The organism is Vibrio campbellii CAIM 519 = NBRC 15631 = ATCC 25920 (assembly GCF_002163755.1).
Taxonomy (GTDB): domain Bacteria; phylum Pseudomonadota; class Gammaproteobacteria; order Enterobacterales; family Vibrionaceae; genus Vibrio; species Vibrio campbellii.
This window is the reverse complement of the sequence record NZ_CP015864.1, coordinates 1,538,483-1,563,595: the sequence shown is the minus strand read 5'-3', so window position 1 is coordinate 1,563,595 and position 25,113 is coordinate 1,538,483. Positions and strand designations below refer to the sequence as shown.

At 45.3% G+C, this 25,113-nt stretch carries 22 protein-coding genes and 1 pseudogene; 16 read left to right on the top strand and 7 right to left on the bottom strand.

From position 1 onward, the window contains the following. Window positions 1-347: 347 nt before the first annotated feature. Window positions 348-1,577, bottom strand: coding sequence for an RCC1 domain-containing protein (locus A8140_RS23330; protein WP_005534304.1), 1,230 nt, complete (start codon window positions 1,575-1,577; stop codon window positions 348-350). A gap of 585 nt (window positions 1,578-2,162) precedes the next feature. On the opposite strand from A8140_RS23330, the gene A8140_RS23325 reads away from it, so the two are divergent. From A8140_RS23325 to A8140_RS23290, 8 genes and pseudogenes are all read left to right on the top strand, one after another. Further along, on the top strand, window positions 2,163-2,828 hold the full coding sequence (locus tag A8140_RS23325) for a hypothetical protein (protein ID WP_005534306.1): 666 nt from the start codon (window positions 2,163-2,165) through the stop codon (window positions 2,826-2,828). A gap of 9 nt (window positions 2,829-2,837) precedes the next feature. After that, window positions 2,838-3,536, top strand: a complete 699-nt coding sequence (locus tag A8140_RS23320; RefSeq protein WP_005534308.1) for an ABC transporter ATP-binding protein — start codon at window positions 2,838-2,840, stop codon at window positions 3,534-3,536. Continuing rightward, window positions 3,524-4,792 carry an ABC transporter permease gene (locus tag A8140_RS23315; RefSeq protein ID WP_005534310.1) on the top strand — a complete coding sequence of 423 codons (1,269 nt, stop codon included), beginning with the start codon at window positions 3,524-3,526 and terminating at the stop codon, window positions 4,790-4,792. Before A8140_RS23320 ends, A8140_RS23315 begins: the two co-directional genes overlap by 13 nt. Further along, window positions 4,785-5,570, top strand: a complete 786-nt coding sequence (locus tag A8140_RS23310; protein WP_005534312.1) for an outer membrane lipoprotein-sorting protein — start codon at window positions 4,785-4,787, stop codon at window positions 5,568-5,570. Before A8140_RS23315 ends, A8140_RS23310 begins: the two co-directional genes overlap by 8 nt. Before the next feature lie 45 nt (window positions 5,571-5,615). Then, a complete protein-coding gene (locus A8140_RS23305) occupies window positions 5,616-6,944 on the top strand; it encodes a hypothetical protein (RefSeq protein ID WP_005534314.1) in 1,329 nt (442 codons plus the stop codon). After that, complete coding sequence (locus tag A8140_RS23300) at window positions 6,945-7,967, top strand: sensor histidine kinase (protein ID WP_005534315.1); 1,023 nt, start codon at window positions 6,945-6,947, stop codon at window positions 7,965-7,967. A gap of 15 nt (window positions 7,968-7,982) precedes the next feature. Further along, complete coding sequence (locus tag A8140_RS23295; protein ID WP_005534316.1) at window positions 7,983-8,774, top strand: LytR/AlgR family response regulator transcription factor; 792 nt, start codon at window positions 7,983-7,985, stop codon at window positions 8,772-8,774. 68 nt (window positions 8,775-8,842) lie between these two features. Further along, a pseudogene (locus tag A8140_RS23290) lies at window positions 8,843-9,475 on the top strand (DUF2268 domain-containing putative Zn-dependent protease). Window positions 9,476-9,581: 106 nt separating this feature from the next. Here A8140_RS23290 and A8140_RS23285 read toward each other — a convergent pair. The 3 genes from A8140_RS23285 to A8140_RS23275 all read right to left on the bottom strand — a co-directional run bounded on the left by A8140_RS23285 (window position 9,582) and on the right by A8140_RS23275 (window position 12,422). Next, on the bottom strand, window positions 9,582-10,076 hold the full coding sequence (locus A8140_RS23285; RefSeq protein ID WP_005534322.1) for a peptidylprolyl isomerase: 495 nt from the start codon (window positions 10,074-10,076) through the stop codon (window positions 9,582-9,584). 122 nt (window positions 10,077-10,198) lie between these two features. After that, window positions 10,199-11,860, bottom strand: coding sequence for a methyl-accepting chemotaxis protein (locus A8140_RS23280; protein ID WP_005534324.1), 1,662 nt, complete (start codon window positions 11,858-11,860; stop codon window positions 10,199-10,201). Window positions 11,861-12,035: 175 nt separating this feature from the next. Then, window positions 12,036-12,422, bottom strand: coding sequence for a thiol-disulfide oxidoreductase DCC family protein (locus tag A8140_RS23275; RefSeq protein ID WP_005534327.1), 387 nt, complete (start codon window positions 12,420-12,422; stop codon window positions 12,036-12,038). A gap of 860 nt (window positions 12,423-13,282) precedes the next feature. Between A8140_RS23275 and gltS the strand changes: the two genes are divergently transcribed. From gltS to A8140_RS23250, 4 genes are all read left to right on the top strand, one after another. Beyond that, the gene (gene gltS, locus A8140_RS23265) at window positions 13,283-14,518 is read left to right on the top strand and encodes a sodium/glutamate symporter (protein ID WP_005428854.1); all 1,236 of its coding nucleotides are present in this window, start codon (window positions 13,283-13,285) and stop codon (window positions 14,516-14,518) included. Between the two features lie 284 nt (window positions 14,519-14,802). Further along, entirely contained in the window at window positions 14,803-15,573 is a 771-nt protein-coding gene (locus A8140_RS23260) for an SDR family NAD(P)-dependent oxidoreductase (RefSeq protein ID WP_005531275.1), read from the top strand. Window positions 15,574-15,674: 101 nt separating this feature from the next. Next, window positions 15,675-16,220, top strand: coding sequence for an OsmC family protein (locus A8140_RS23255; RefSeq protein WP_005531274.1), 546 nt, complete (start codon window positions 15,675-15,677; stop codon window positions 16,218-16,220). 556 nt (window positions 16,221-16,776) lie between these two features. Next, window positions 16,777-18,714 carry a hypothetical protein gene (locus A8140_RS23250; protein WP_005531272.1) on the top strand — a complete coding sequence of 646 codons (1,938 nt, stop codon included), beginning with the start codon at window positions 16,777-16,779 and terminating at the stop codon, window positions 18,712-18,714. A 262-nt stretch (window positions 18,715-18,976) separates the two neighbouring features. Here the strand turns inward: A8140_RS23250 and A8140_RS23245 are convergent, their stop codons facing one another. Further along, window positions 18,977-19,570: a MarR family winged helix-turn-helix transcriptional regulator gene (locus A8140_RS23245; RefSeq protein WP_033000108.1), complete on the bottom strand. Its 594-nt coding sequence runs from the start codon at window positions 19,568-19,570 to the stop codon at window positions 18,977-18,979. Between the two features lie 93 nt (window positions 19,571-19,663). On the opposite strand from A8140_RS23245, the gene A8140_RS23240 reads away from it, so the two are divergent. Both A8140_RS23240 and A8140_RS23235 read left to right on the top strand, forming a co-directional pair. Further along, window positions 19,664-20,416, top strand: a complete 753-nt coding sequence (locus A8140_RS23240) for a hypothetical protein (protein ID WP_005531268.1) — start codon at window positions 19,664-19,666, stop codon at window positions 20,414-20,416. A gap of 10 nt (window positions 20,417-20,426) precedes the next feature. Next, entirely contained in the window at window positions 20,427-20,975 is a 549-nt protein-coding gene (locus A8140_RS23235) for a redoxin domain-containing protein (RefSeq protein WP_005531266.1), read from the top strand. A 156-nt stretch (window positions 20,976-21,131) separates the two neighbouring features. On the opposite strand, the gene A8140_RS23230 is transcribed toward A8140_RS23235, so the two are convergent. Together A8140_RS23230 and A8140_RS23225 are read right to left on the bottom strand one after the other, a co-directional pair. After that, window positions 21,132-21,647, bottom strand: a complete 516-nt coding sequence (locus tag A8140_RS23230; RefSeq protein WP_005531264.1) for an RNA methyltransferase — start codon at window positions 21,645-21,647, stop codon at window positions 21,132-21,134. 213 nt (window positions 21,648-21,860) lie between these two features. After that, window positions 21,861-22,958, bottom strand: a complete 1,098-nt coding sequence (locus A8140_RS23225; protein WP_005531262.1) for a flavin monoamine oxidase family protein — start codon at window positions 22,956-22,958, stop codon at window positions 21,861-21,863. A gap of 135 nt (window positions 22,959-23,093) precedes the next feature. On the opposite strand from A8140_RS23225, the gene A8140_RS23220 reads away from it, so the two are divergent. Next, entirely contained in the window at window positions 23,094-23,663 is a 570-nt protein-coding gene (locus tag A8140_RS23220; protein ID WP_005531260.1) for a TetR/AcrR family transcriptional regulator, read from the top strand. Window positions 23,664-23,738: 75 nt separating this feature from the next. After that, window positions 23,739-25,100, top strand: a complete 1,362-nt coding sequence (locus tag A8140_RS23215; RefSeq protein ID WP_005531258.1) for a tetratricopeptide repeat protein — start codon at window positions 23,739-23,741, stop codon at window positions 25,098-25,100. Window positions 25,101-25,113 lie beyond the last annotated feature (13 nt).

The window sequence follows — 25,113 nt, the reverse complement described above, 5'->3', positions numbered from 1 at the left end:
AACTCTGCGAGTTCAAACTATTCCGATGCTAAGAATCCAATTTGGGGATAACAGACACCACGCAAAGGTGTGCAATAGAGGAGTGTGCGACGCCGCCTGTTATGGGTAAGCTGACCTGGAAAGCCGTGGGATGGATAAATACACCAGGCTGAGGTTTTACGCCACACTTTTTATAAGGTTGAAATGGAAATTGGTACAGACAGTGTAATGAATTGAGTAGAACAAGGGGCGCCTTATGCTCAAAATGTGATTCATTGCTATATAGAGATTATTTGAAATACGTTCTGGATAAGGAAACTAAAATTATAAGGCTAGTTAAATTAACTAGCCTAAAGTGTCAATCTCTTTTATTCCTGGTCGGTCGGAAAAACAAATCTAGCTGGAACTGGAGGATCGTTCGCACCTTCACCCCAACATTTCACTCCACCATCATGAACAGCACATTTTCGATCATAACTTATAACAAGTTGAGTTGGATTTGATAGCTGATTAATTTCATCAACATCAATGAGGTTTGTCGCATATTTATCCCAACAGGTTATGCCATTATCATCCATAGCACATGCCTGTGAATCCCTTACAGCGACTGAGACCGGATTGACTAAATCAGGAGAGGTTATTGGGTAATATCCCTCTAGCCCCCAACAAACCACTTTACCTTGATCAATCATGCAAGAAGCAAAACCACCTACCGCAAGAAATGATGGGTTTATATGGCTTGGAACTTTAGTATATCTGCCGCTGCCCCAGCATTTTACAAAATTACTCCCGGATTCTGGTCGGTTCAATGCACAAGTATGAGCATCGGATGTTCCGATTTGAATTGGATTCTTTAGGGCTGCCGATGGAGGGGTTGCCTCTCCATCAGGAGAGTAGCCCCAACAAACGACTTTTTTATCTGAATCGTCAATAGCGCACGCATGAGCATCACCGGCCACAATCTTCCGAGGATTATTTAAACGAGGTGCATAAATATAAGGCCCCCGCTGTCCCCAGCATGTTGGTCTGTTGACCCCTTTTTCTAATGCACAACTAAAACTACTACCTAAAGCCACATCCGTTACTTCAGAAAGTGTGGGAACGTTATACTGGCCATAATCTCTACCTGCTCCCCAACATTCAAGGCCAAAAGCATCTAAGGCGCAAGTCTGAAAACTACCTTGACCAAATAAGCGAATTCCATCGGTTTCTTTATTAAACTTTAACTCTTTAAAATACAACTTACTTGTTGATTTATCCTGTATTGAAAATCTGTATGCGTAATTACCTCCGGGGTACAAGTTAGGTATATTTAATGTATGCATTGGCAGTTCTAATGGCTCACCAACTGACAATGTAACATCTTTCGGTTCATCAATGTTGTAGTGTTTACCGTCGGGGAAGATTAGATAATTAAAATAACTAATATCTTTTTGTTCGGCGAATCTATTACTAACTTTTAGATTAAAGTTTAAATCTCCTCCACCAGATGAAATATAAGAACTTCCTGTTAGCTCTCCTTCCAGCTTAAAATTAGCATGAGCATTGCTTATTGGTAATATTAACATTGCTGATAATAAAATTTTTTTAATTTTCATGTGTAAATCTTATTCTTTGTAGGGGGCAGTCACCATAAACTTATCAATTTTTATTTCAATAAACGATATTGTCTTATCTTGTTGTTGTAGACATTGATTCCGTTTGAAATATTTTTAGTTTGATTGGTTAATTGATTGTTGTTAGGTTAATTTAATGATTAAAATAAATTTTTAATTTATATTTTTATAATTATCCGATGTCTTTTTAATAATTCCATGGTCTTTAATTGTTAAAGTATTTATAATTTTATTTTTTTTGTTGCTATTTTTCCGGTGGTTTGAAAATTTCTAGAAACATTAAGAAATGAAAGCTGCAATCATACTATGGCTGTTAAAAAGCAAATGAACTCAGTCTTTTAATGGCTTTGTGCGGCTTGTTATATTGTTCCCATTACGCCACGTTAAGCCTGAATTGAATCTCGTACGCGTCGCACCATCCTATTGTTGCGGGGATCGCGAAACCATTCATCCTCTCTCAATACCATTCACTCCGCATAACTGCCATTGGTCGCATACAAAAGCAGCGTGCGATCGTCTCCCTTAACCTGAAACCATCAAATCACGTTCAACAAAGGACAGTACATAATGGTTTCTCAATCTCGCTCAATCAAAGCTCTTAAACTTGCAAGTACATTTATCGCCGCATTTGCACTCTGCAGCAATCTGGCTCTGGCTAACCCAAGCGAGCGCACACTCAGTCAATTCAACCAAGCAGCGCAGGGTGACTCTGGCTTAGTTGATACTGTTTATGGCGAACTATCCAAACAACTCGAAGAGCAAGGCGCAACGCCGGTGACCTTAGTTTACTTGGGTAGTGCGGAGACGTTGCAAGGTCGTGAGGCGTTTATGCCTTGGAACAAGATGAAGTTCACCGAGCGCGGTCTTGCCACAATCCAAAAAGGTTTGGATTTAATGGCGAATCATCCCGTTCCACTGCAAGAGCAACAACGCTTACAAGGCTTGCCGGAATACCAATTAGCCACCGCCATGGCTGCTACTACGTTTACCTCTCTGCCAGACATGTTCAATCACTTTGAGCGTGGTTACGAGCTGTACCTTTCATTGCTCAATGAGCCGAGTTTTAGTCAACAACCTTTCGCCGCAACGTCTTGGATTTATCGCTACGCCATTGAAGCAGCACTACGAGCTGAAGATGTTCAACAAGCCAAAACATGGTTAGCGCAAATGGAGCAATTAGGTGACAGCAATCTAGAAACGCAAACCGCGAAAGCGCTGCTAGCGAAGTATTAGGGAGGCGTCATGATCGTATTTAATCAACTTAGTCGCGACTATGCCCTTGGCAGCCAAATGGTGCGTGCCTTGCGAGACGTGTCTGGTGATGTATTTGCCGGCGAAATGGTGGCATTGTGTGGGCCGTCTGGTTCAGGCAAAAGCACCTTACTTAACGTGCTTGGCATGCTGGATACTCAATACCAAGGTCAGGTGACATTTGCAGGCAGCCCATATCCAACCGGACAAATGCAAGCTGCGAAAATGCGCCGTGAAAAGCTTGGCTTTGTGTTCCAGAAATTCAATCTTGTCCCTGTGATGACAGCGTTGGAGAACGTGGCTTATCCGCTACACCTCAACGGCTTTTCAAAAGCAGAACAAACTGAGCTCGCTACACAAATGCTAGAACACGTTGGCTTGGGCGAGTTTATTCATCATATGCCCGATAGCTTGTCGGGCGGTCAGCAGCAGCGTGTGGCAATTGCTCGTGCGTTAGTACACAAACCAGCATTGGTGATTGCTGATGAGCCAACCGCAAGTCTTGATAGCCAAACGGCCAACAAGGTCATCGACATTATGAAAGGGCTCGGACACGAGCTAGGCACCACTTTTATCGTCGCTACACACGACCCTCGAATGGCATCCCGCTGCGATCGAACCATTGAGTTGGTAGATGGCAAGATTACCCAAACGCACGCGAGTGTGGAGGAGGTTTCATGGGCAAGCTAATCCCCGTTTCGGTTCGCCTTGCTTGGTTGAACCTGCAACGCAATCGCCGCCGCAGTTTGTTGTCGATGCTGATCATCGCCATTGCCGTGTTTGCCTTAACCAGTGCGGGTGGTTTTGGTCTGTACACCTACGACAGTTTGAAAGAGTCAACAGCACGTGACACGGGGCATCTGACGTTAACCACGCCGGGTTACTTCGCCAAAGAAGAAGAGATGCCGCTGAGTAACGGTTTAACTCACGCCGACGACATCACCAAGCAATTGATTGGGTTGAATGAAGTGCGAGGCGTGCAGCCACGAGTTGAGTTCAGCGGTTTGATTTCCAACGGCAACAAATCCTCGATTTTTATCGGCATTGGTGTGAACGAACGCGAATTCGATATGAAAGGACCGTTTTTGGATGTACGCGAAGGGCAGACGTTGTCTAACATTCATGCATCGCGTTATGACCCAGCAGAGCCAGAAGTGATGCTCGGTGTTGATTTAGCGAACAACCTAAGCGTGCACGTTGGCGATTGGATTACCTTGCTGGCGACCACAACCGACGGTGCATTGAACGCGTATGACTTCAAAGTTCGTGGCATCTATTCAACTGGCGTACCTGAGCTTGATAAACGCCAACTGTACGTGCATATCAACAGCGCGCAATCGCTGCTCGGTTCAGACAAAGTTAGTGCGTTATCGGTCTTCCTGTTCGATACCAGTTTAACTAACCAAGTCGAGCAACAAGTGGCTTCGGTCCTGAGTAAGCAAAAGCAGAACTTTGGCGACCAAGATATTGAGATTACGCCTTGGCAAGAACGTGCGTTCTTCTATCTCAAAGTGAAAGGTTTGTACGACCGTATCTTCGGCATCATGGGCGCAGTAATGGCGTTAGTGGTCTTTGTTGCGCTGTTCAACACCATGACCATGTCGGTCACCGAGCGTACACGTGAAATCGGCACATTGTCAGCACTTGGTAGCTACTCTCGTGAAATCATTGCTGGGTTCTTGCGCGAAGCAGGGTTACTTGCGGTGATTGGCAGCTTAATCGGCGCTTTGTTTACTGGGTTAGTTACCGTCTTACTGATGGTAGTGGATGTGCAAATGCCGCCACCGCCAGGACGCACCGAAGGTTATCCATTGACGATTTACTTTTCTTGGGAGCTGGTGGCTGTTGCAGGATTCGCAGTATTGATGATTTGTTTGGTTGCGGCGTTTTTCTCGGCGCGCAAAGGTGTGAACAAGCCAATTACGGAGGCACTGATTTATGTTTAATTTCAAATCACTATTACCAATTGCATTGCTGACGGTAACTGGCGTTGCAAGCATGAATGCCAGTGCTAATGAAACACCGCTAGATGCACAGCAAGTCACGCAATTGATTGAAAAAGCGGATAGCTACCGCTTGCACGATGATTCCTCCAAAGTGGTGTCTCTGGTGCGCTTATATCAAGACCAAGAGTTAGATAAAACCCGCCTTTACCACGTGTACACGCGTCCAAATCGTGAATCGCTGGTGGTGTTCAAATCAGCAGTCGAAGCTGGGCAAAAGATGCTGATGATGGGCGACAACTACTGGCTGCAAATGCCGAAGAGCCGCCGTCCGATTCGCATTACACCAATGCAGAAGCTGCTTGGTGAAGCGTCTATCGGCGACATCTCAACCCTGACGTGGAGCCAAGATTATCAAGGTGAATGGATAGCGACAGAAACCGTTTCGGTGAACGGAGAAAGTGTCGCGGCTTATCATCTTGCCTTGACCGCGAAAACCAAAGGGGCGAGCTATCAGAAGATCGACTTGTGGTTGTCTGAGCAAGATGCGTTTCCAATCAAAGCCGATCTTTACTTGCGCTCTGGCAAACTCGCCAAGCAAGCGCAATATGGACGTGCAACCGACAACGGTGAAGACTACGTCAGTGAGATGACCTTGCTTGATAGCATTCAGCCGAGCAAAAAAACCGTTATCGAGTACCAAGAAATCGTGCCTTGGCAACTGGACAATAAGTTCTACAACCCAAGCTATTTGCCTAAAGCCAATACGACTCAGCTTTAGCCTGAACTCCGTAAATAGATTGATGAAAACGAGCAAGGAAGTCACATGAAACCGCACCAGCTTAACCTTAACAAAAGCATCAGTCTGTTGATTGCTGCGTCATTGTGTGTGGGCGCTGCAGCCCCAGTTTTTGCCAATGATGAACTGAGTTTTGAGTGGGATTGGGCTGTCAGTTACGAAACTGCCAAGCAGCGTGATAGCGCATTTATGCAGGCGCAGGGCAGTTCTCGTGATTCACTGAATGCACTGTTGGATGTGCAGGTGAATTATCAGAACTTCAGTGGTTTGTTCGCTCTGTATAGCCAAGGTTTGTACCTCAATCAACAAGGAAAGAGTGATTGGTGGAGTGAAGCTGATAACCAATTGTTGATTAGAGAGCTGGCTTGGCTAGGGGAGTGGCAAGTCGGTGATACCACTCTTGATGTGAGTTTGGGTAAGTTGCGCGTGGATTGGGGCGTGGGTTATGGCTACAAACCTTTGGATCTGTTTAAGCCTTATCGACAAAACCCGGTTGGCTTAGTCGCAGAAGAAGGTGCGGGTGTGTTTTCACTTTCACGCTATGATATGGCTGGCGAGTGGACGGTGATTGCGACCGATTCAAGCTGGGGGCAACAAGACCAAAGTGCACTTGATCAAGCCGCAGAGCAGCAAGGTGTTGGTATTCGTCGATACGCGCTTGTGGGTGACACCGAGTATCAACTTATTGGTTATTACGATGATGTGCGCCGAGGTTTACTTGGCGCCAGTGCCATTGCCGTGTGGGATGAATCCATCGCTATGCACGGTTCCATGCTGTGGCAAAAGCAAAGTGTCGGCTATCAGTTTCAGCAGGATGATCTTTACCAACCTGTTTCGGTTGAGGAGCAGGGCAGTGCATTCCAAGCTTTAGTTGGGGTGAACTGGGCAAACCAAGCCGGACACAACGTGATTGCTGAATATTGGTACGACAGCCGAGCATGGTCGAAAAGCGAATGGCAACAAGCAATAGAACGTGGTGAATTACTCTCTCAACCCCTTAATTCCCAAACGTCTCTACTTGCGACAAGCTACGCCCAAGGGTTTCAGCACGCCAATATCGTTCAGCATAACGTAATGCTGCACTGGAGTTGGGATGTGGAAGCGTGGGCTGCATGGAACGGTAAAGCGGACATGGGCTGGTTAAGTGATGTAACCCCCACGTTGGATGTCATGCTGTCACCGCAAGATGGCGGTGTGATCGTCACGCAGTGGCTTAACTACCAATGGATTGATATTGGCGATCAAAGTGTAGAAGTGGAAGTTGCCGCACGCTTTTTAACCGGAGACGACCAATCTGCTTACGCACAAATCAATGATAAGCATATGATTGTATTTAACATCAAAGGGAAATTCTAAATGTGTTCAGCAAAATCAGTGGTGAAAAGTGGATGGTCGCGTGGCTTATTAGTGACCACGGCATTTTGTCTCTTTATCGCAGCAATGACGCTTTCTGTTTGGGGCGGCTCATTTTACGTTCATGTTATGGTGAGTTTTGGATTTGGCTATTCGGCTATATTCTTCTCATGGCTTGTCGACCGCCTTTTTCCTACCATTCCTCGTTTGGCGGAAGTGGCTATCTCGCTGACGGCTTGCTTATTGTTCGGTGTGGTAAACTCCCAGTTTTGGCTCGGAGAATATTTCGGCATCTCAGGTATGGTGTCGGTTGGACTCATGGGGTTGTTATTCAGTGCCATGTGCTTTTTCTATTTTTACTCACGCGAGCAACATGCAATCGCTCAACGAGAGTTGGAAGCCATCAAACGCGAGAAAGCAGAGCAAGATCGTGCGCTGTTGCTGAGTCAGCTTAAGCAGATGCAAAGCCAGATTGAACCGCATTTCTTATTCAATACATTGGCAAATATCAGTGCGCTCATGTCGCAAGATGTTGATAAAGCTAAGCTGATGCTAGAACAGTTAACCGCGCTGCTGCGTGCAACGCTCAAAAGCTCACGTGAAGAGCAAACTACCATAGACAATGAAACGGCGTTAATTGAGGCTTACTTAGGTATTCAACAAACCCGTTTAGGTGACCGACTCAGTTACAAGATTGAGGTAGAAGAGGGGCTAGGTAGAACCGAGTTACCGCCGATGATGCTTCAACCCTTAATCGAAAACGCCATCATCCATGGTATTGAGCCGAAGCGAGAAGGCGGTGAAGTCCGTTTGCTCATAAAGCGCAAACAACAGAACTTGCTGATTGAAGTCAGAGACACCGGTGTTGGCTTAAATCACGTGAGTGGGCACATGGGCTCTGGCGTGGGTCTAAGTAATCTCAGGCAGCGAGTGGAAGCTTTGTTCGCCGGGCAAGGAGAGGTTTCTATCAGTGAGTCTGCTCAGGGTGGCGTATGTGTTAGCCTGAGCTGGCCAATGGAATCGTAATCAAGGAAGAAAGGAATGAATACAGGGTTTACTGCCATTATTGCTGATGATGAACCGCTATTGAGGCGTCATCTTGATAAAAGCCTAGCTGAAGTGTGGCCAGAGCTAGAGGTGATAGCCAAAGTCGCGGATGGTGAACAAGCGTTGCAAGCCATTGAGCAAAACCAACCTGACATTGCGTTTCTTGATATTCGCATGCCAGTTTTGGATGGCATGACATTAGCGCAAAAACTCAATCAACTCGCCAATCCACCTTTGATTGTGTTTGTCACCGCGTACGATGATTACGCCATCAAAGCCTTTGAACAAAATGCCGCAGATTATTTGCTCAAGCCTATCTCGGATGAGCGCCTGCTGACAACGTGTGAGAGAGTGAAAGCACGCCTTGCTAAGCGAGAGCAAGAAAGCAGCAATGTGCAGATGAGCATCTTGTTAGAACAGTTGCAGCAATTATCCGCGCCACAAACGCCGCAGTATTTACAGTGGATCAAAGCGACGCAAGGGGAAGATATTCATCTAATTGCCACGTCTGATGTGCTGTATTTCAAAGCGGAAGAAAAATACGTTTCTGTATATGCGCAGCAAGGACAAGGCAAAGTGCAGGAGTATTTGATTCGTACATCGTTGAAAGAGTTGATAGGGCAGCTTAACCCAGAGCAGTTCTGGCAAGTGCACCGATCAAGCGTGGTGCAAGTGTGCAAAATTAGCAAAGTAAACAAAGACTTTGCTGGCAGAATGTTTGTTCACGTTGGAGAAAACAAGCTCCCGGTGAGTCGTGCATCTCAAAGTTTGTTCAAAGGGATGTAATCGCTAGAGCTGCTCACTCTTTACACTGTAAACTCCTCGCTCTTAACCAACCTTATAAAGGAAGATAAATGAGTTATCGCGTAACCCTGTTAAATGCGACGGGAGAGTTGTCTCCACTCGCTGAGTATTTACATCAGAAACTTGATGATCTGAGCTCACGGCTTTCGAGTTACTTTGATCTCAGTAACATCGACCTCACCGTTAGCCCGTTTGATCGCAATGACGTATCGCAGACGGGTATTGGTGGCTATTGCTTAAGTGCCTATCGTGTAGAGATTCTGCTTGATACCCAACGTGCTGATATTAAAGATGTTATTGAGAGAGAGCTCGCTGCGGTGTTAGCGCATGAGTTGCATCACCTGTTCCGTATGCGAGCGGGAGAGAATGGCGTTGCACTTGGTGATGTGCTGATTATGGAAGGGTTAGCTTGTCATTTCGAACGTAAGGTGAATGGCGGCGTCACACCGAGCTTGTTTGAGCAAATCAAAGATCAAGATTGGCGTCCTTTCTATGCTGAGATGAAAGACAAGCTGAGCAGCTTAGATTACAACTTCGACGCTTACTTTCTTGGCAGTGCTGAAAGCCGCTGGCCGAAATACATGGGGTATTAGGTTGGGTACAACCTTGTCGCTGAATATCTGGTGGACTTTCAAGGCTCTGAGCTTGATTTAGTCGGAGCAAAAGCTGAGCTTTTCTATTAATAACTCCGGCACAAGCCAGTCATAAAAACAAAAAGCGCCTAGGTCATAAGACATTAGGCGCTTTCTTCGTTTTGGAGCGACGATTTCTCCGAAGAGGCGAATGGGTTTATTCGCTGACCGTCACTTTCTCAATAATGATTGGATCGCATGGCACATCATCGTGACCAAGTTTAGAGGTCGTTTTCACTTTCGCTATACGGTTTACGACATCCATACCCACGGTCACTTTACCAAACACCGCGTAACCCCAGCCTAGGTTGGTGGTTGCAGTGTGGTCTAGAAAATCATTGTCTTCCAAGTTAATGAAGAACTGAGCTGTTGCAGAGTGTGGTGCATCGGTACGCGCCATTGCGATAGTGCCAACAAGGTTCTTTAGACCACGGTTTGCTTCGTTCGCGATCGGAGCGCGCGTTGGCTTTTCTGCCATGTCTTCGGTGTGACCGCCACCTTGGATCATAAAGCCATCGATAACGCGGTGGAAAATGGTGCCGTTGTAGAAGCCATCTTCACAGTATTTTTTGAAGTTCTTTGAGCTAACTGGTGCTCGTTCTAGGTTCAGTTCAATCTCGATGTCACCGAAATTGGTGGTCATAATAATCATCTGGTTTTGCCCTTGTGGGTGCTAAGTTGGCGGCATTATAGCTAAGTCGCATTACGATAGCAGAAATAAAAACAGCGACGTTTTGGCGTCGCTGTTTGCATGTTGAGTGCTTGAGTAAAGCTCTAGACCGTAAAGCGACCGACTAAGTCGTACAGCTCGTTGGCTTTGTGGTTAAGGTTGCCACTGCCTGCACGGTTTTGATTCGCAAGGCTTGCCGACTGACTGCTTTGTTGAGAGATCACTTCGATGCGCTGTGAAATCTCTTGCCCAACTTGGCTTTGCTCTTCGGTTGCCGTAGCGATCAGCGTGTTAATATCCATGATGTTAGCAATTGCGGCTTGGATTTCTTGCAGTGCGGCAGAGGCAGCTATTGCCTCTTCAACCGTAGCTTCACCACGCGCTTGGCTTGAGGCCATTGCTTTCACTGCCGCATCCGAGCCAGACTTCAGCTGCTCAATCATTTGGTGAATTTCGCCTGTGCTGTCTTGAGTGCGACTCGCCAGTTTACGAACCTCATCGGCAACGACTGCGAAGCCGCGACCTTGTTCACCTGCACGTGCTGCTTCAATGGCTGCGTTTAGTGCCAATAGATTGGTTTGCTCGGCAATGTCTTGAATGACTTCTAGCGAAGAAGAAATGTTTTGTACATCGCTCTCTAAACGAGAAATCACCGTGCTGGCTTCTGAAACTTCTAAAGCGAGCGCTTCGACGGAGTTCGCTGCTGAATCAACAATGTGCTTCGCTTGCTGTGAGTTTTCATCGGCGTCCTTGGCGGATTGTGCTGCCTGGTTAGCGTTGCTTGAAATCTCGTGCGCTGTTGCCGTCATTTCAGTCATTGCCGCAGCGACTTGTTCCGTCTCTTCTCGTTGGCCAGACGCCAGCTCATCCACCTGAGAAGCTCGCTGTGACATGTGATTGGTTTCTGAAACCACTTCTTGCCCTACGTGGCTAACGCTCTTGATGATGCTTTGTAGGCTCTCAACAAAGGTATTGAAGTTGCGACTAAGCTGGGTGAACTCCGGTACGCTTGATTCTTCCATGCGTGCGGTTAAGTCTGCATCGCCTTGTGCGAAAGAGTGGATCGAAGCATCAAACTGTTCAATCGGCTTCATGATGCTGCGGTTAACGAACACCGCGAAGATCGCAACGATGGCGGCAATCGAGACACAGAACAGGGCGATTGCTGTCAGTGTGGTATTCAAGGCTTGATGCGCTGAGTCTTCCATACTCGCGATAATGGCGTCGATATCGTCAGTGTAGAAGCCTGTACCCAGCATCAAATCCCATTCAGGAATAAACACCGAGTAGCTCAGTTTCGGTAGTGCTTCGCTCTGACCGAGTTTCGGGAAGTAATAAGTCGTGAACTCACCGATTGTGGAATTGTTGAGCAAATCCTGAATCAGGTAATTGCCTTTCTTGTCTTGCAAGTTATAGAAATTTTCTCCGATGCCTTTGGTGTTTTGACCCGTCACAACGCGAACGCCTTTTGAATCGTAGCCAAAGATGTAGCCGGATTGGCCAAACTCCAACTGCTGCAAAATAGGCAATGCTTCTTCTAGTGGGGCGTTTTGAGCGAGCAATGGCTCAATAGCAGAGCGAGCGAGTTGAACGTAGTTTTTGAGCTCAGCTTTTTTCATCTCCATCATTTGACTTCGAGTCTGCTCAATTTCTTGTTCGTTATAGGCCGTGGTTTGCAGATAGGTAAACCACATCATGCCTATTGCCATGGTTAGAATTGGAATTATTGAAAGGATATATAGTCGTTTTCTGATCGTCAGATTCATAGAGACGTCCTTCTCTCGGCGCAGCGTTACAAGTAACAAGCTGAACAAGCTTGCCTGATACAATCATTAATACTTATTGTTGTAATGCTTAGAGATTAACCGAGTTAATCAATCAGAAGTACTGGAAATTTATAAATCTAGACTAAGGTCGTAGCATTTTAAAGCAGGATCACAATTAACGTGAACACGAATCATTATTGCAGCGAGAAGTGCCCGTTAACCAATAAGAGACGCGGTAGCGGTTTTTGGCAAACTTGAGGTATAGCCAATCTGCAAGGGGTTTGACCATGCGCCAACGCAGTGGTGCGTATATCCAACCGCGACCAACCAGTTGCCATGCTCGATGAGTGACATCCAACCCAAGCAGCAACTCACCTTTCTCGTTGAGGGCGTGCAAAATGGTGTTGGCTTGCTCAGGATCGATTTGCGGATAATCGGCGAACGCCTCGCTGTAGATGTCGACGGTTTTGATTTGCTGCTTGGCATCACGTTGTTTTAGCGCTTTCATCTCTGTAGCGCATAAGGGGCAAGTGCCATCATAAAATACGGTAAGTTTGGTCATGGTTGAGCTCATCGTTGGTTGTTCTCCTCTTTTTTACGCGATTATTTTTCTTTTAGTTCATTGTGTTGCAAGCAATGCAGCCAACTATCTCGGGCGTTGCCATCATTGAATTGGAAGAGCTCTTTGCTATTGCGCCAGTAACCCCTATCAATTTCGTCGAGTAAGGTACCATTGATAAACGGCTCCTCACACGAATCTACATGTGTGATGAAGCCAAGTTTGAGTCGCTTCGCGTTTTTATCTGTAGCAATGATATTGGGCAGTTGATCATTGTTGAAGCAAACTATGAAAGTGGCGAATATCACTGAAATGAGGAAAATTTTCAGCGATATGTTATAATCTCGCTCCGTTGTAACTAGAACACTTGTTGCAAGCTTGAGAATTTCCCGGGATTCGGCTCGTTCCAAACACCATGAGTCAGAGTTTTTGAACTACGATGGGATACAAGCAAACCCAGATGTTAGAGCGCCACTTCGGCGCTCTATTCGTTATGACGGGAGGAACTTTGCTCGATAGTGATGATCACTTTCTGTTTAAGTAAGGGAGCCCGACAGCGGTTCAGAAAGTGTCACTCGACAATACTCACAACACGATATCCACCTTCTGCAATCAGTCATTTCTGTTTGTATATGAAGAGGATAAGAAGGAGCTTAACAGGCTCCTTTTACATTTTAGGGCTTGCGAATAGCGCGTAAATCAGAACATCGCTTAACGACCGTCCCTTAAACTAGCCTAAGGCGCATTTAACACAACCTTTGAGTATTTTCGAAAAAATATAGCGAGAAAATTTGCTATTGAGCGAAGGTTAAACTAACACTCAATCATTACGGAGGATGAAGAGAACAATAATAAGAGGCGATATGAATCATTTAATATCTGTAGGTGCACTGGAGTCCTTTTTGGTTGCGATCAGTGTGCTTTTCCTGGGGCATTTCATTAATGCTAAGCTACCGATCTTAAAGAAATTCAACATACCTGAGCCGATTGTCGGGGGCTTAATTGTCGCCTGCATCATTACTGCTCTTCATTTTAACGGTGTCGACTTGGAGTTCGACTTACCGTTGCAAAACACATTCATGCTGATGTTCTTTGCTACTGTTGGTTTGGCAGCAAACTACACTCAGTTGATGAAAGGGGGCGCTAAGGTTTTCATTTTCTTAGCCGTCGCGTCGTTCTACATCATCATTCAAAACGGTGTCGGTGTCTCACTGGCAGCGGCATTGGGTTTAGATCCGCTGATGGGGCTTATCGCTGGTTCGATTACTCTGTCAGGTGGTCACGGCACAGGTGCGGCGTGGTCACAAACTTTCCAAGACGTTTACGGTTTGAATAACGTATTGGAAATCGCGATGGCGTCAGCAACATTCGGTTTGATCATCGGTGGTATCATCGGTAGTCCGGTTGCACAGCGTCTGGTCGAAAAGAACAACATCGAATCTGAGTATGGACGTGGTGGTCGAGATGCGAAAACCCACGAGAAATTCCCAGAGTTGGTGACGTACAACGAGTACGAAGAAGACAAAGTAACCGCGAAAAAAGTGGTTGAGAAACTGTTCTTCCTATTGATCTGTGTAACCGGTGCTAAGTACGTAGAACAATGGGTGAGCACTTACGACATCCAATGGTTGATGATTCCAGACTTCGTTTACGCGTTGTTCATCGGTGTGATCATCACTAACTTCTTGGAAGTGACCAAGATTCGTAAGCTCGATGCCGAAACGGTCGATATGTTAGGTACGGTATCGCTGTCCCTGTTCTTAGCGATGGCTTTGATGAGCTTGAAACTATGGAACATCTTCGATCTAGCGATCCCATTCTTGGTGATTCTAGGCGTGCAGTCAGTGATTCTGGCTATCTTCACCTACTACGTAACGTTCAAGGTGATGGGTAGCAACTACGACGCAGCAGTTATTGCAGGCGGTCACTGTGGTTTTGGTTTGGGTGCAACCCCAACCGCGGTAATGAACATGGGTTCAATCGTTAACCGCTTTGGTCCATCACCACAAGCGTTCATGGTTGTGCCGATTGTTGGTGCATTCTTTATCGACATCGTTAACTTGATCATTCTACAGGGCTACATCTCGTTCCTTGGTTAGATTGATAAAAATGCTTATAGAGGCCACAGTTTATCTGTGGCCTTTTTTGTATTTATTGATGATTTGAGCGGATTAAATAAAAAATATTTAGCATTAAAGTATTGAATAATAAAGAAATGATAAAATATATCTACCAGTAGGTAGATAAAGTTGTTGACGTAAAAATAATATGATCTTAAAGTAGCAACCACTGACGAGGAGCTGGGCCCCAAACCACCTCCTTTTTTAATAAAAACACTACCTACTTATTAGTAGGTAGGTAAATAAGGGAAAGGAAACGTATTATGTTCAACACATCTTCAATTGCACTTATCGTAGGCGGCTCATCAGGTATGGGTAAAGCGACAGCAGAACGACTTCTTAAAGCTGGTGTACCTGTTATGATTCTTTCACACGATAAAAACAACCTCGCTGAAGCAAAACAGGATTTAGAAAGTGTGACCAAAGGTCAGGTAGAGACCGCTCAAGTTGACCTGTATGACCCAAGTGCAGTGAAAAGCTTCATCGAACAATTGAATGCTGAAAAACGTCATATTGGTTACTTGGTTAATGCTGCTGGCTTTTTCAAACCAGTTGATTTCCTTGACCACTCAGAGCGTGATTACGACCTACAACTAGACATGAACCGCGCGTTTTTCTTCATCACTCAGGCCGTGGCGAAAAACATGAAAGCGCACGGTGGCGGTGCGATCGTAAATATCGGTTCTATGTGGGCTCACCAAGCAATTAAAGCAACGCCATCATCAGCGTACTCAATGCAAAAAGCAGGTCTTCATGCTCTGACGAAAAACCTAGCAATAGAACTTGGTGATCACGGCGTACGCGTAAATGCTGTAGCACCAGCTGTTGTAATGTCGACGATTTACAAGTCATTTATCGCGGAAGAAGAAATCGAATCAGCACTACAAGGCTTCAATGACTTCCACCCAATCGGCCGTATCGGTTCAACAGAAGATGTGGCGGACGCGATTGAGTACTTACTGTCAGACAAATCATCTTGGGTAACTGGCACAGTACTTAACGTCGACGGCGGCGTAATGGCTGGCCGTAACTAACCTCACTAAACGTGCAAATTGGGGCCTTTCACCCCATCCCTAAAGGCCCCAATTAAAAATTCAGTAGTAAACACGACATCAAATAATAACAAGGACATATCATGGATAACTCACCACTAAACGGCATTAAACTCGATGACCTAGCAGCTTACACTCAAGTGATCACTGAAGACGCAACGCAGGCGATCTCTGAATACGGCATTGTTGCCGAATGGAAAGGCGGCGTTCACAGTGAAATCCGTACTTTGAATCAAAAGGTTGGCGGAAAAGAAATCGTCAAAGACTTCAGTTTCGAAGTTGGTGAACCAGAAGAGCTATTGGGCAACAATGCATACCCAACACCTCAAGATTACCTATTGGGCGGCATGGCTGGTTGCATGATGGTGGGGTTTGTTGCGGGTGCGAGTGCTCGTGGTATCAAGCTAGACGCTGTGAAACTAACCATCAAAGGTGCCCTGGATTTACGTGGCTTCCTAAATGTGAGCGAAGAAGCGCCGGTTGGCTTTGATGAAATCCAATTTCAATTTGAAGTAAAAGGTGAGGGGACTCAGGCTGATTATGACGAAGTCATTGCGAGCGTACAGCAGTTCTCTCCAAACTACCGCACCATTAGCGATTCGGTGAAAGTTTCAGCTATCGTTGCATAACCAAAATATTAATCAAAAATCACGCACACTTTTTCACTGCTTTGAGCCTATATTTCGATATAGGCTCTTTTTTGCATAGTGAAGCATTTTAATCAATCTATATTAATATCCCACCTATTCAAAGCTTTACGTTGCTATCCCTTGAGTTATTGTGCAGGCGGCCTCTCCAGTCGAGTTACTCAGGAGGCCTCTTCATTTAAATATCTAGTCCCTACTTTCTGTTTGGCCATTTGTTTTACAAAAAATTGACGCTTAAAAAAACCTCAATGATATTATTGTTAAATCGCTGAGCGGTTTTATAAATTAGCCAGCATCCTTATCAAACTGCAGAAAAAGCTTGAACGTTGTCCTGTTTTTAACTCTAACGCCAAAAGTGGGTGCGTACTTTCAATCTCTCGATGAAATAGGCAAATGACCACTACAGCCCTCCGTTGTCAGCAAAAATGATGGGTTCTTTCTTGTTGTAGTGAGTGATTTTTTATCACTACTTAATGAAATTTGGCACGATACGACAACTCATAGCAGAATCACCAATCAGTGTTAGGAATTTAATAAAATGACGCTAAACCCACGAATCATACTTATTCTCTCTGCGATTAGCCTTCAAGGCTGTGGAGGAGGTTCAGATAGTTCAGAAACTGCCCATGATCACCTGATTTCAGTCGACATACAGCAGATCAGTCAATCAATGATCGCTGGGGGAGGAAAGACGGAAGATGAACTGCCTGATAGAGAAGTTGTCTTCAAAGCCTATGGCCACTACGACAATACAGATGAAGTACGTGACATTACCAGCGAGGTTAGCTGGCTTAGTACGAAGGGTTGTGACGTCATATGTCCGACTTCTAATGCTGGGCACTACCATACTACCAATCCCGGGGAAGCTGACGTATATGCCGTTAAGTCAAGGGTTAACGCTAGTGATGCGGAATCGAATCATATTACTAAGCGTGTTGTAGACATCCAGCCTTATAAGATTGAAACAAAAAAGTTGGACAAAAATAAGCTCGTCAATGATGAAGTACCGAGGGGGTTAAAGGTATCTTATAGTGCTGACGTCTATTGGAATGATGGTCGAATCACCGATGGTACGAATGAGGTGAGATGGCAGGAGCAAGGTAATGGGTTTGAACAAGATAACGAGCAGAAAAATCGCTTTCTCGCTTCTGGTGATGTTGGATCTGATTCAGTGCTGACCGCGAGTTATCAAGGTGTTTACAGTGACCCCCGCACGTTGGAAGTCTCTAACCCTATTTTAAAAGAGCTTCATATTGAAATTGGCGAAGGGCAAAGTACCTCAGTGCCTCGTGGGCAAGCTCGAATGCTGACGGCAGACGCAGAGTTTGAAGGCCTCGGAAACATCGATGTCACACAGGATGTCTCCTGGAACTCTGATAACAATCTTGCTTTTGAGCAAAAAGATAACACTTTCCGTGCGATTGGTAGTAAGGACAATGTCGGTCAAAAAACGACCATCACGGCTTCTCTCTCCGATTACCAATCAGAGATAAGCAATAAAGTAACACTTTCCATATCGCCCGCTGAATTAATTGCAGTACGAACTGAAATAGACCAGGGAGCGAATGCACTGGTTCCACGATATCTAAGCCGTACTTTAAAGGCTATCGGAGTGTACAGAGGGGACGTCAGTCGTAGTGATAAAACTTTTGAAGAGGATATAACAAGTACTGTAGCATCATGGACTAACAGTGATGTAACCAGCTTTACGTCAGTCCAAGGAACGAGCAACCGTTTTCAAGCAATCGGTGAGCCTGGTAGCACGAGTGTTGTTACACCCGCGGTACCAAACTTTGTAGGTGAAAAGGGTATTCAACTATCTGTTGGTGATGGCGTTGTAACGAGTCTTGAGGTTGAACATGCGGACAATAATTTGTACACACCGGACGTACCATATTCAGACAATGTGCCAAAAGATCAGAAGCGAATGTTTCGTGTTATTGCGACCTATGGTTCTGCAAGTGATGGTTTTGTAAAGGAAGACGTTACTAGAGATTCTCAGTTGGTCCTCAGTAATGCATCTTTTAAAAAAATAGACTACAACACAGTTCAAGCTGTCGGTAACACTGGAGAGTATGCTGAAGTTTCGGCTAATTATCGCGGTCAGGGAACTGATAATAACTTTACTCTAACTGTACAAGAAGAGCAGAGTGAAACGATTCAAGTGGGCACACTGATATTTTCTAAGCCACCTGAGATCTTATTGAATTACGCTGAGGCGTTACAATATTGCTCTGAACAAGGGGGGATGATTCCAAGGCCTGATCAGCTGCGTAAGCTGGTAAATGAATATGTTGGCCCCAACCATGGTTGGCCTTGGAGCAGCAACGAGGGTTACGGAACGTATTGGAATAATGAGCAAGCAAATGATAACTTTCCAGATAGCCACTGGATTCTCAATTTAAAGGATAAACACCCGTACCCGAGGAGAAATGATACTACTCACCGAATTAGTTGCGTTATTTCTGAAAAGTAATAAATCCAGCCGTCTTACTTGAAAGGCGGCTGCTCTCGCCCTCAGCACAAAACTACTAAGATGTTGAGGCTACCTTAACAAAACTGGTCTTCTACGCTTTGTCAGTTTTCCTCTTACCCTTATAAAAACCTAACTATTTGCCAAGCTTATATAACATTTTGAAGGTACTGCTGCCTTCTGAGAGTATGGTTATAAGAGGTTTATCCGTAACTACTCCCGTTACTCTCATAAAAGCTAATTGCTGAATTAGGCCTCTACCAACTCAAGTACTTGAGGGTGCCTTTCTTTCCGTGTGCTCAATACAAATTAACGTTGTCTCATCTGGTGACAAAACGACGTTGGTCAATCCGCATAAATATCTACCTCCGGTAAGAGATTGGTTATGCTCACAAGTTGCACATACACCAAAGGTATGCCGCTTGTTTTCTGTTTGAATTGATCGTAACAGGCTTTGTAATTGGTCCTGCAACGCTCGAGCGTCCAACCCGTTGTCGGTCAATTTATTACTTGCAACAGCATGCTGTAGCAAAGGAGGTGGGAAAATTTCTGTGATCAACTTTCTACCCTGTGATGAGACGACCAAGTGAGTCATCCTTTTATCTTCTATATCAGGTTTTTTAGTGAGGAACCCCTTTGTCTCAAGCACTTTTAAGCTCTGAGAAACGGTACCTTTTGTCAGGCCCAAATACTCAGTTACTGCTTTGGGTGTATCAGAAAATCGATTACAAATTGATAAATAATAAAGAGCTTCAAAGTGGATAGGTTGAAGTCCGTGAAGGACTAAAGCGGCACGTACCTCATTTCTGAGGAGATTGCCAATTCTGTCAAGCAGGTGATATAGAGTTTCAGTGTTCATCGGTAGATAGTATCGACTAAAAACAATATTGACAAGAGTAAGTCGCACAGTTAACCTGTTTGGTATCGACTCGATACTAAATGGAAAGAAACAATGAAAATTTCTAAACTTGCTTTATCAATATTAGCTGCATCACTGACTACGGGCTCTGGGCAGAGCTTCGCACATGCAAAGCATACTGGTGGTATTCAATCTCAACCAAGTACAGGCACCTTGTCATCGTTTGACATTATTCACACCAAGATCTCAACCAAAGACAATATTGCTACTTTCCACATGGCGGTGTCTGAGCGAGCTGGGGGTATCAAACCGACGCCAACAGGCAAATTGGCAGGGAGCGAGGTGTTCTCTTACGTCTGGCCAACAACATTGAATAGTGGCCAAGTTGGCTTTGAGGATAATGCAGGGATACTGGCATTGGCTGTAACCGCTCATCCGGACTTTGATGACACACCGCTCTATGACGAAAATGGTGATGGTGATAAGACCAATGATGGTAATGTTTGGCACAGTCATTGGGTCGTGTTAGAACCAAATGAAAAATGTGGGGCGGGTGCACTCGGTGTTGTTGATATCCCGGAGGGAGCAACTCCTAAATTACCGCAAACATGGCCTGGTCTACCTATATTAATTGACAGTCCTGACTATAAGCCAAATTTCGAAGGCAATACTTTAAACGTGAGTGTGCAATTTGAAGACGCAGGAGCACTTGAACTAGCAAAATTTGATGGTGTAACGTCAGGTCTCAGAGTCAATGCAAGTGCCCATTCACCGTTGCTTTGTGTGGTTGATGTGTTTGACGTTGCATCCGGCGATTTGTCATTACCTGGGGAAGTAAATCGATAAGGAAAATATGATGAATCAATATCCAACAGCACCAGAGCTAACAGTCTCACACTGGTTAAACACTGACACCCCTTTGCGCATCAGAGAGTTAAAAGGGAAAGTTGTCGTTCTACATACATTTCAAATGTTGTGTCCTGGTTGCGTTAGTTACGGGCTACCACAAGCAGCAAAATTAGCGCATTTTTTCCAGCAAGAAGACGTGGTTGTGATCGGGTTGCACACCGTTTTCGAACATCATCAAGCAATGCAGCTTGAATCGCTCAAAGCCTTTATTCATGAATATCGTCTGAGTTTTCCTATCGCGGTAGATGCTCCGTCGGATAATTCAATTCCAATAACAATGAGTGAGTATCAATTGTCTGGAACACCTTGCTTGGTGCTGATTGATAAATTTGGCAAACTTCGGTTTACTCATCATGGTTCAATCGAAGACATGCTTCTTAGTAAAATAGTTTCGTCATTACTGTTTGAAACGAGTCCAGCAAACGATAGGGTTGACCTAGATAGAGAGCCCTCGCAGCCGAATTATCCTGATAACACAAAGTGTTCAGCCCATTAGGTAACTGCGCAATTATAACTCAAGGAATAGGAGCCGTTGTTTCGCTCCTATTCATTTTATTGTCTGAGACCGACTTTGAATATTAAGCTGAAGCTACAATGTTACTTAGTGGGTCTACAGAGCAACTTATTTTTAATTTAGATGCAGATAAACTACTTAATCAGCTCTGACTCTCAATCGATTCTTGTTATCTCGATTTACAATTACTTGTTGATGGTCGTCAATCGTGCCAAGGTTTTTCGCCAAACGATCATACAAGACAACATTGACTGTTGCCGCCAAGTTCATGCAGCCATTGGTGGGTACATACACCACGTGATCGGCCTTATCGACAACCTCTTGCGGAAGTGAGCCATCTTCTGGGCCAAAGATATACACCGCGTTTTCTGGGTGGGTAAAAAGAGGCAACGCAGTCGCGCCGACGGCCAACTCAACACACACCACTTTCATGTCTTCAGCAAGGTGAGCGGTGAGATCGTCCATTTCGACCAAATCGATACGTTCGTGCATATTCTTGGTGTCGGTTCGGAATTTTACCGCACGATTATAGCGAGTGCCGTTATAACGAACTTGCGTGGCGTCATAACACCCCGCTGCGCGCATCACCGCGCCCACATTGGTTGGATCTTTAGGGTTATACAGTCCAAGAATGACCGTTGACTGTGCTGTCATTGCTGTTGTTCTACTTAATGGTTTTAGGATAAGAGCTTGATGCTCGTTGAGCGTGGGATTATGGACTTAACCCGCCAGAAGTACTATCACAATATTTTTTAGAAGTAGAAGTAGAAGTAGAAGTAGAAGTAGAAGTAGAAGTAGAAGTAGAGGTAAGGAACGAGTGGGTTACGGGGAGCAATAATCTCCCCATAAATGAATGGATAATGCAATTTAACGAGCGGCGAGCTGTTCGATCACACTCTCTGCTGCTTCTAATGCGCCCTCAATAAATCCGCCGAACTCTTTTGCTGATTCCGTTCCCGCAAAATACATTCCTTGCTGGCTTAAGTGCGTAAGTGATGCGTTGAGCCCATAACGCGGATGATGAGTTGGCATGGTGTGATCTTTTTCAACCGCTGTGTATGCCTCTTTCGACCAGTCCAGCAGTTTTACTTCCGTGACGTTATAGGCCTCAGGGCCAAAGAGTCGCGCTAGTTGCTCAACGGCCATGGTTTTCAATTCGGTAGCGCCTAGTTTCGCGCGAGTTTGAGCATCGTAACCGATAAAACCGAACAGGGCGGCATGACCATTTTCAGCACTGGCGTCATGAATTTCCACCAATGGACCAACTTGGCTGTTTGCGTAACCGGACAATCCGTTTTCACGCCAGAAAGGTCGGTCATAAATGGCGAAGAATTTCGCGTGAGCGGCCATCCATGTGGGCGTTTTGTCCAGCGCGTTCAACGCCGTTTCTGGAAGGGCTGGCGTAAAGCGGATGTTATTAGCAATCAAACGATGAGGGAGCGCAAAGATGATGTTCTCACTCTCTAAAGTCAGCTGTTCTGCTTGGTGGATGACATCGACGCTATAACCTTGAGCTTCATTATGGCTTACTGCGTGTACTTGATGTTCATATTTGATGTTTTCTGGGTTGAGTAACTTTGTCACTCCCGCCACCAATTGCGCCATGCCACCCGATACTCTCATGGATTGAGGAGAAGAAAAGAACTGATTCGAAACTTGACGAATACCAGCCTGCCCGGATTGTTCGATTAACATATCGCCTGTTTCGTACTGTTCTAAGATGGGCAGCGATAAGTTGTCGACGAGCCTCATGACGCGATGGTTCATGTTGGGCCAAAACCACGATGGACCGAGATCAAATTGGTCACTTTGACTGTGTGCAGCCAAGCTCGAAGAAGAAATAATTCGACCGCCGAGTCTGCTTCTCGCCTCAAGTAGCAAGTAGCTATGCCCTGTTTTCTCTAGGTAAGCTGCGGTGTAGAGACCGCTTAAACCGCCTCCGATAATAATAAAATCGTATTTCATTGTTTGCCCTTGATGTTAGTTATCTACTAATAGGTAGGTTAAGTCTTTTTTGAAAAATAAACAATACCTATCGGTAGGTAGACAGATTTGTGAGAGCATGCTATCTTTTGCAAAAATGTTTAAGGTGGAAGCCACATGAAAGAACTTAGCCCAACGGCTGCAAAGATTGCCGACCTTGCTGAAAGCTACATACAAAGCCGAGGTTTTAATGGTTTTAGCTTTCGCGATATCCAAAATGATCTGGGTATCAAGACCGCGAGTATTCACTACCATTTCAAAACCAAGCAAGACTTGGCGGAAGCGGTGTTTGAACGCTATCTCGCAAACTACGAAGCGGCGTTAATTCAGATCGAGAGCCAACCAAGCAGTGCTGAGGAAAAAATTGAAGCGTTGGCTGATATTTTTATTGGTGTACGCGAGCAAGATAAGCTGTGTTTGTGTGGCATGTACGCTTCTGACTTTTACTCTTTGGCAGATGGTCTAGAAGGGCTGCTGTCGCGTTTTGTACAAACGAATGAGCAATGCCTACAAAAAATCATTGATCAGGGTGTAGAAAATGGAGAGTTCGACTTACGAGTGGAATCCGCCCATGTTGCAAGGCTAATCTTTGTTGCGCTGGAAGGCAGTATGTTACTTTCTCAGTTTAAAGATGCTGATTACATTCGTAGCGTTAAGGCAAGTTGTCTCGCACTTCTTAAACGCTAATATTATTCATAATATTACCCGCGATAAGTGCGGGTATTATTTTAAATTTATAGACTATCTACTGGTAGGTAAATAATGATTAAAGACAAAAGAGCGCTAGAGATGAACGGCATTGATGCCGCAGGCGCAGAACAATTTGAGCGGATTCTCGAAGATACGTTGACCTTTCTTCCCAGTGCAATGAGCGATCTCGAGCAGCTGCTACTGCGCTATCCGGACTTTATGATGGGATGGATTTTTAAGGCGTACAGCCATGCGAGTGATGGGCGTCGTTCTACTTTACCTATCGTGGCTAAAATGGTTACGCAGTTGGATCAGTTCGCGCCATCGGCCACCAAGCGTGAAGCGCTGCACATGCATGCGTTGAAACAGTGGAGCCAAAGCAACCTGAAGGGGGCTCTGGATACATGGCAACATATTCTGAGTCTTTGGCCTTTGGATATCATTGCCTACCGCCAATTTACAGGGCAAACATTTTGGTTTGGCCAAAAGCAACGGGCACTGCAAGTTTCTTTGCAAGTTTTACCCTACTGGGATGAGCAGACACCAGGATATTGGATGTTTGCCGCCGCTCATGCCTTTGCACTCGAAGAGGCGGGGGAATATGAATTGGCCGAAGCGTTTGCGCGCCAGACGTTAGTTTTGAACCATCAAGACCTAATTGCCAAGCATACGATGGCTCATATTTTTGAGATGCAAGGCGAGGCGAAAAAGGGCATCGAGTTCTTGCAAGGTCATGCGAGTACGTTTGCGAATCACAATGCTTTTCGAGGTCACCTTTGGTGGCACCTTGCGTTGTTCCATCTTGAGGAAGGTAATATCGATGATGCCTTGGCTTTGTTTGATCAGCACATCTATCCTGCAGAGTCTTCGATATACCTTGATATTCAAAACGCGGCTTCATTGCTGGCTCGCTTGGAGTTCATGGGAGCTGATATTGGAGAGCGTTGGCATCGACTGAGTGCCGGAGCACTAGAGATTTCGGCCGACAGCACCATCATGTTTACTGAAATTCATAATGCCATGGTGTTAGCGAAAACCGATCATCATGACCAGTTAGATGCCAATATAGCGCAAATTATCAGTTTGCCATTACAAACTCAGGAAGTGGAGTTTATGACCGGCAGCAAGTTGATGCAGGCCATCAAGGCCTACCACAGCTCGAACTATCGTCATTGCATTGAGTTGATCAATCAAGTAAGAGATGTGCACAGCAAGCTTGGGGGAAGTCACGCGCAGCAAGATGTGATTTTACAATACCTGCTGATGGCTCATGCCCATTTACAACAATGGGATCAAGTGGCGTGTCTGTTGAAAAATCGTTACGTCGCAAGAGCACAACCGCTGCCTGCAGAGCAGATAAAGCGAAAGCTGGCTCAGTTCGATGAAGTGAAAAACATCGACGCTCTGCTGCCTAGCTTAGTCAAAGTCATTTAAGTTACTTTTGAGT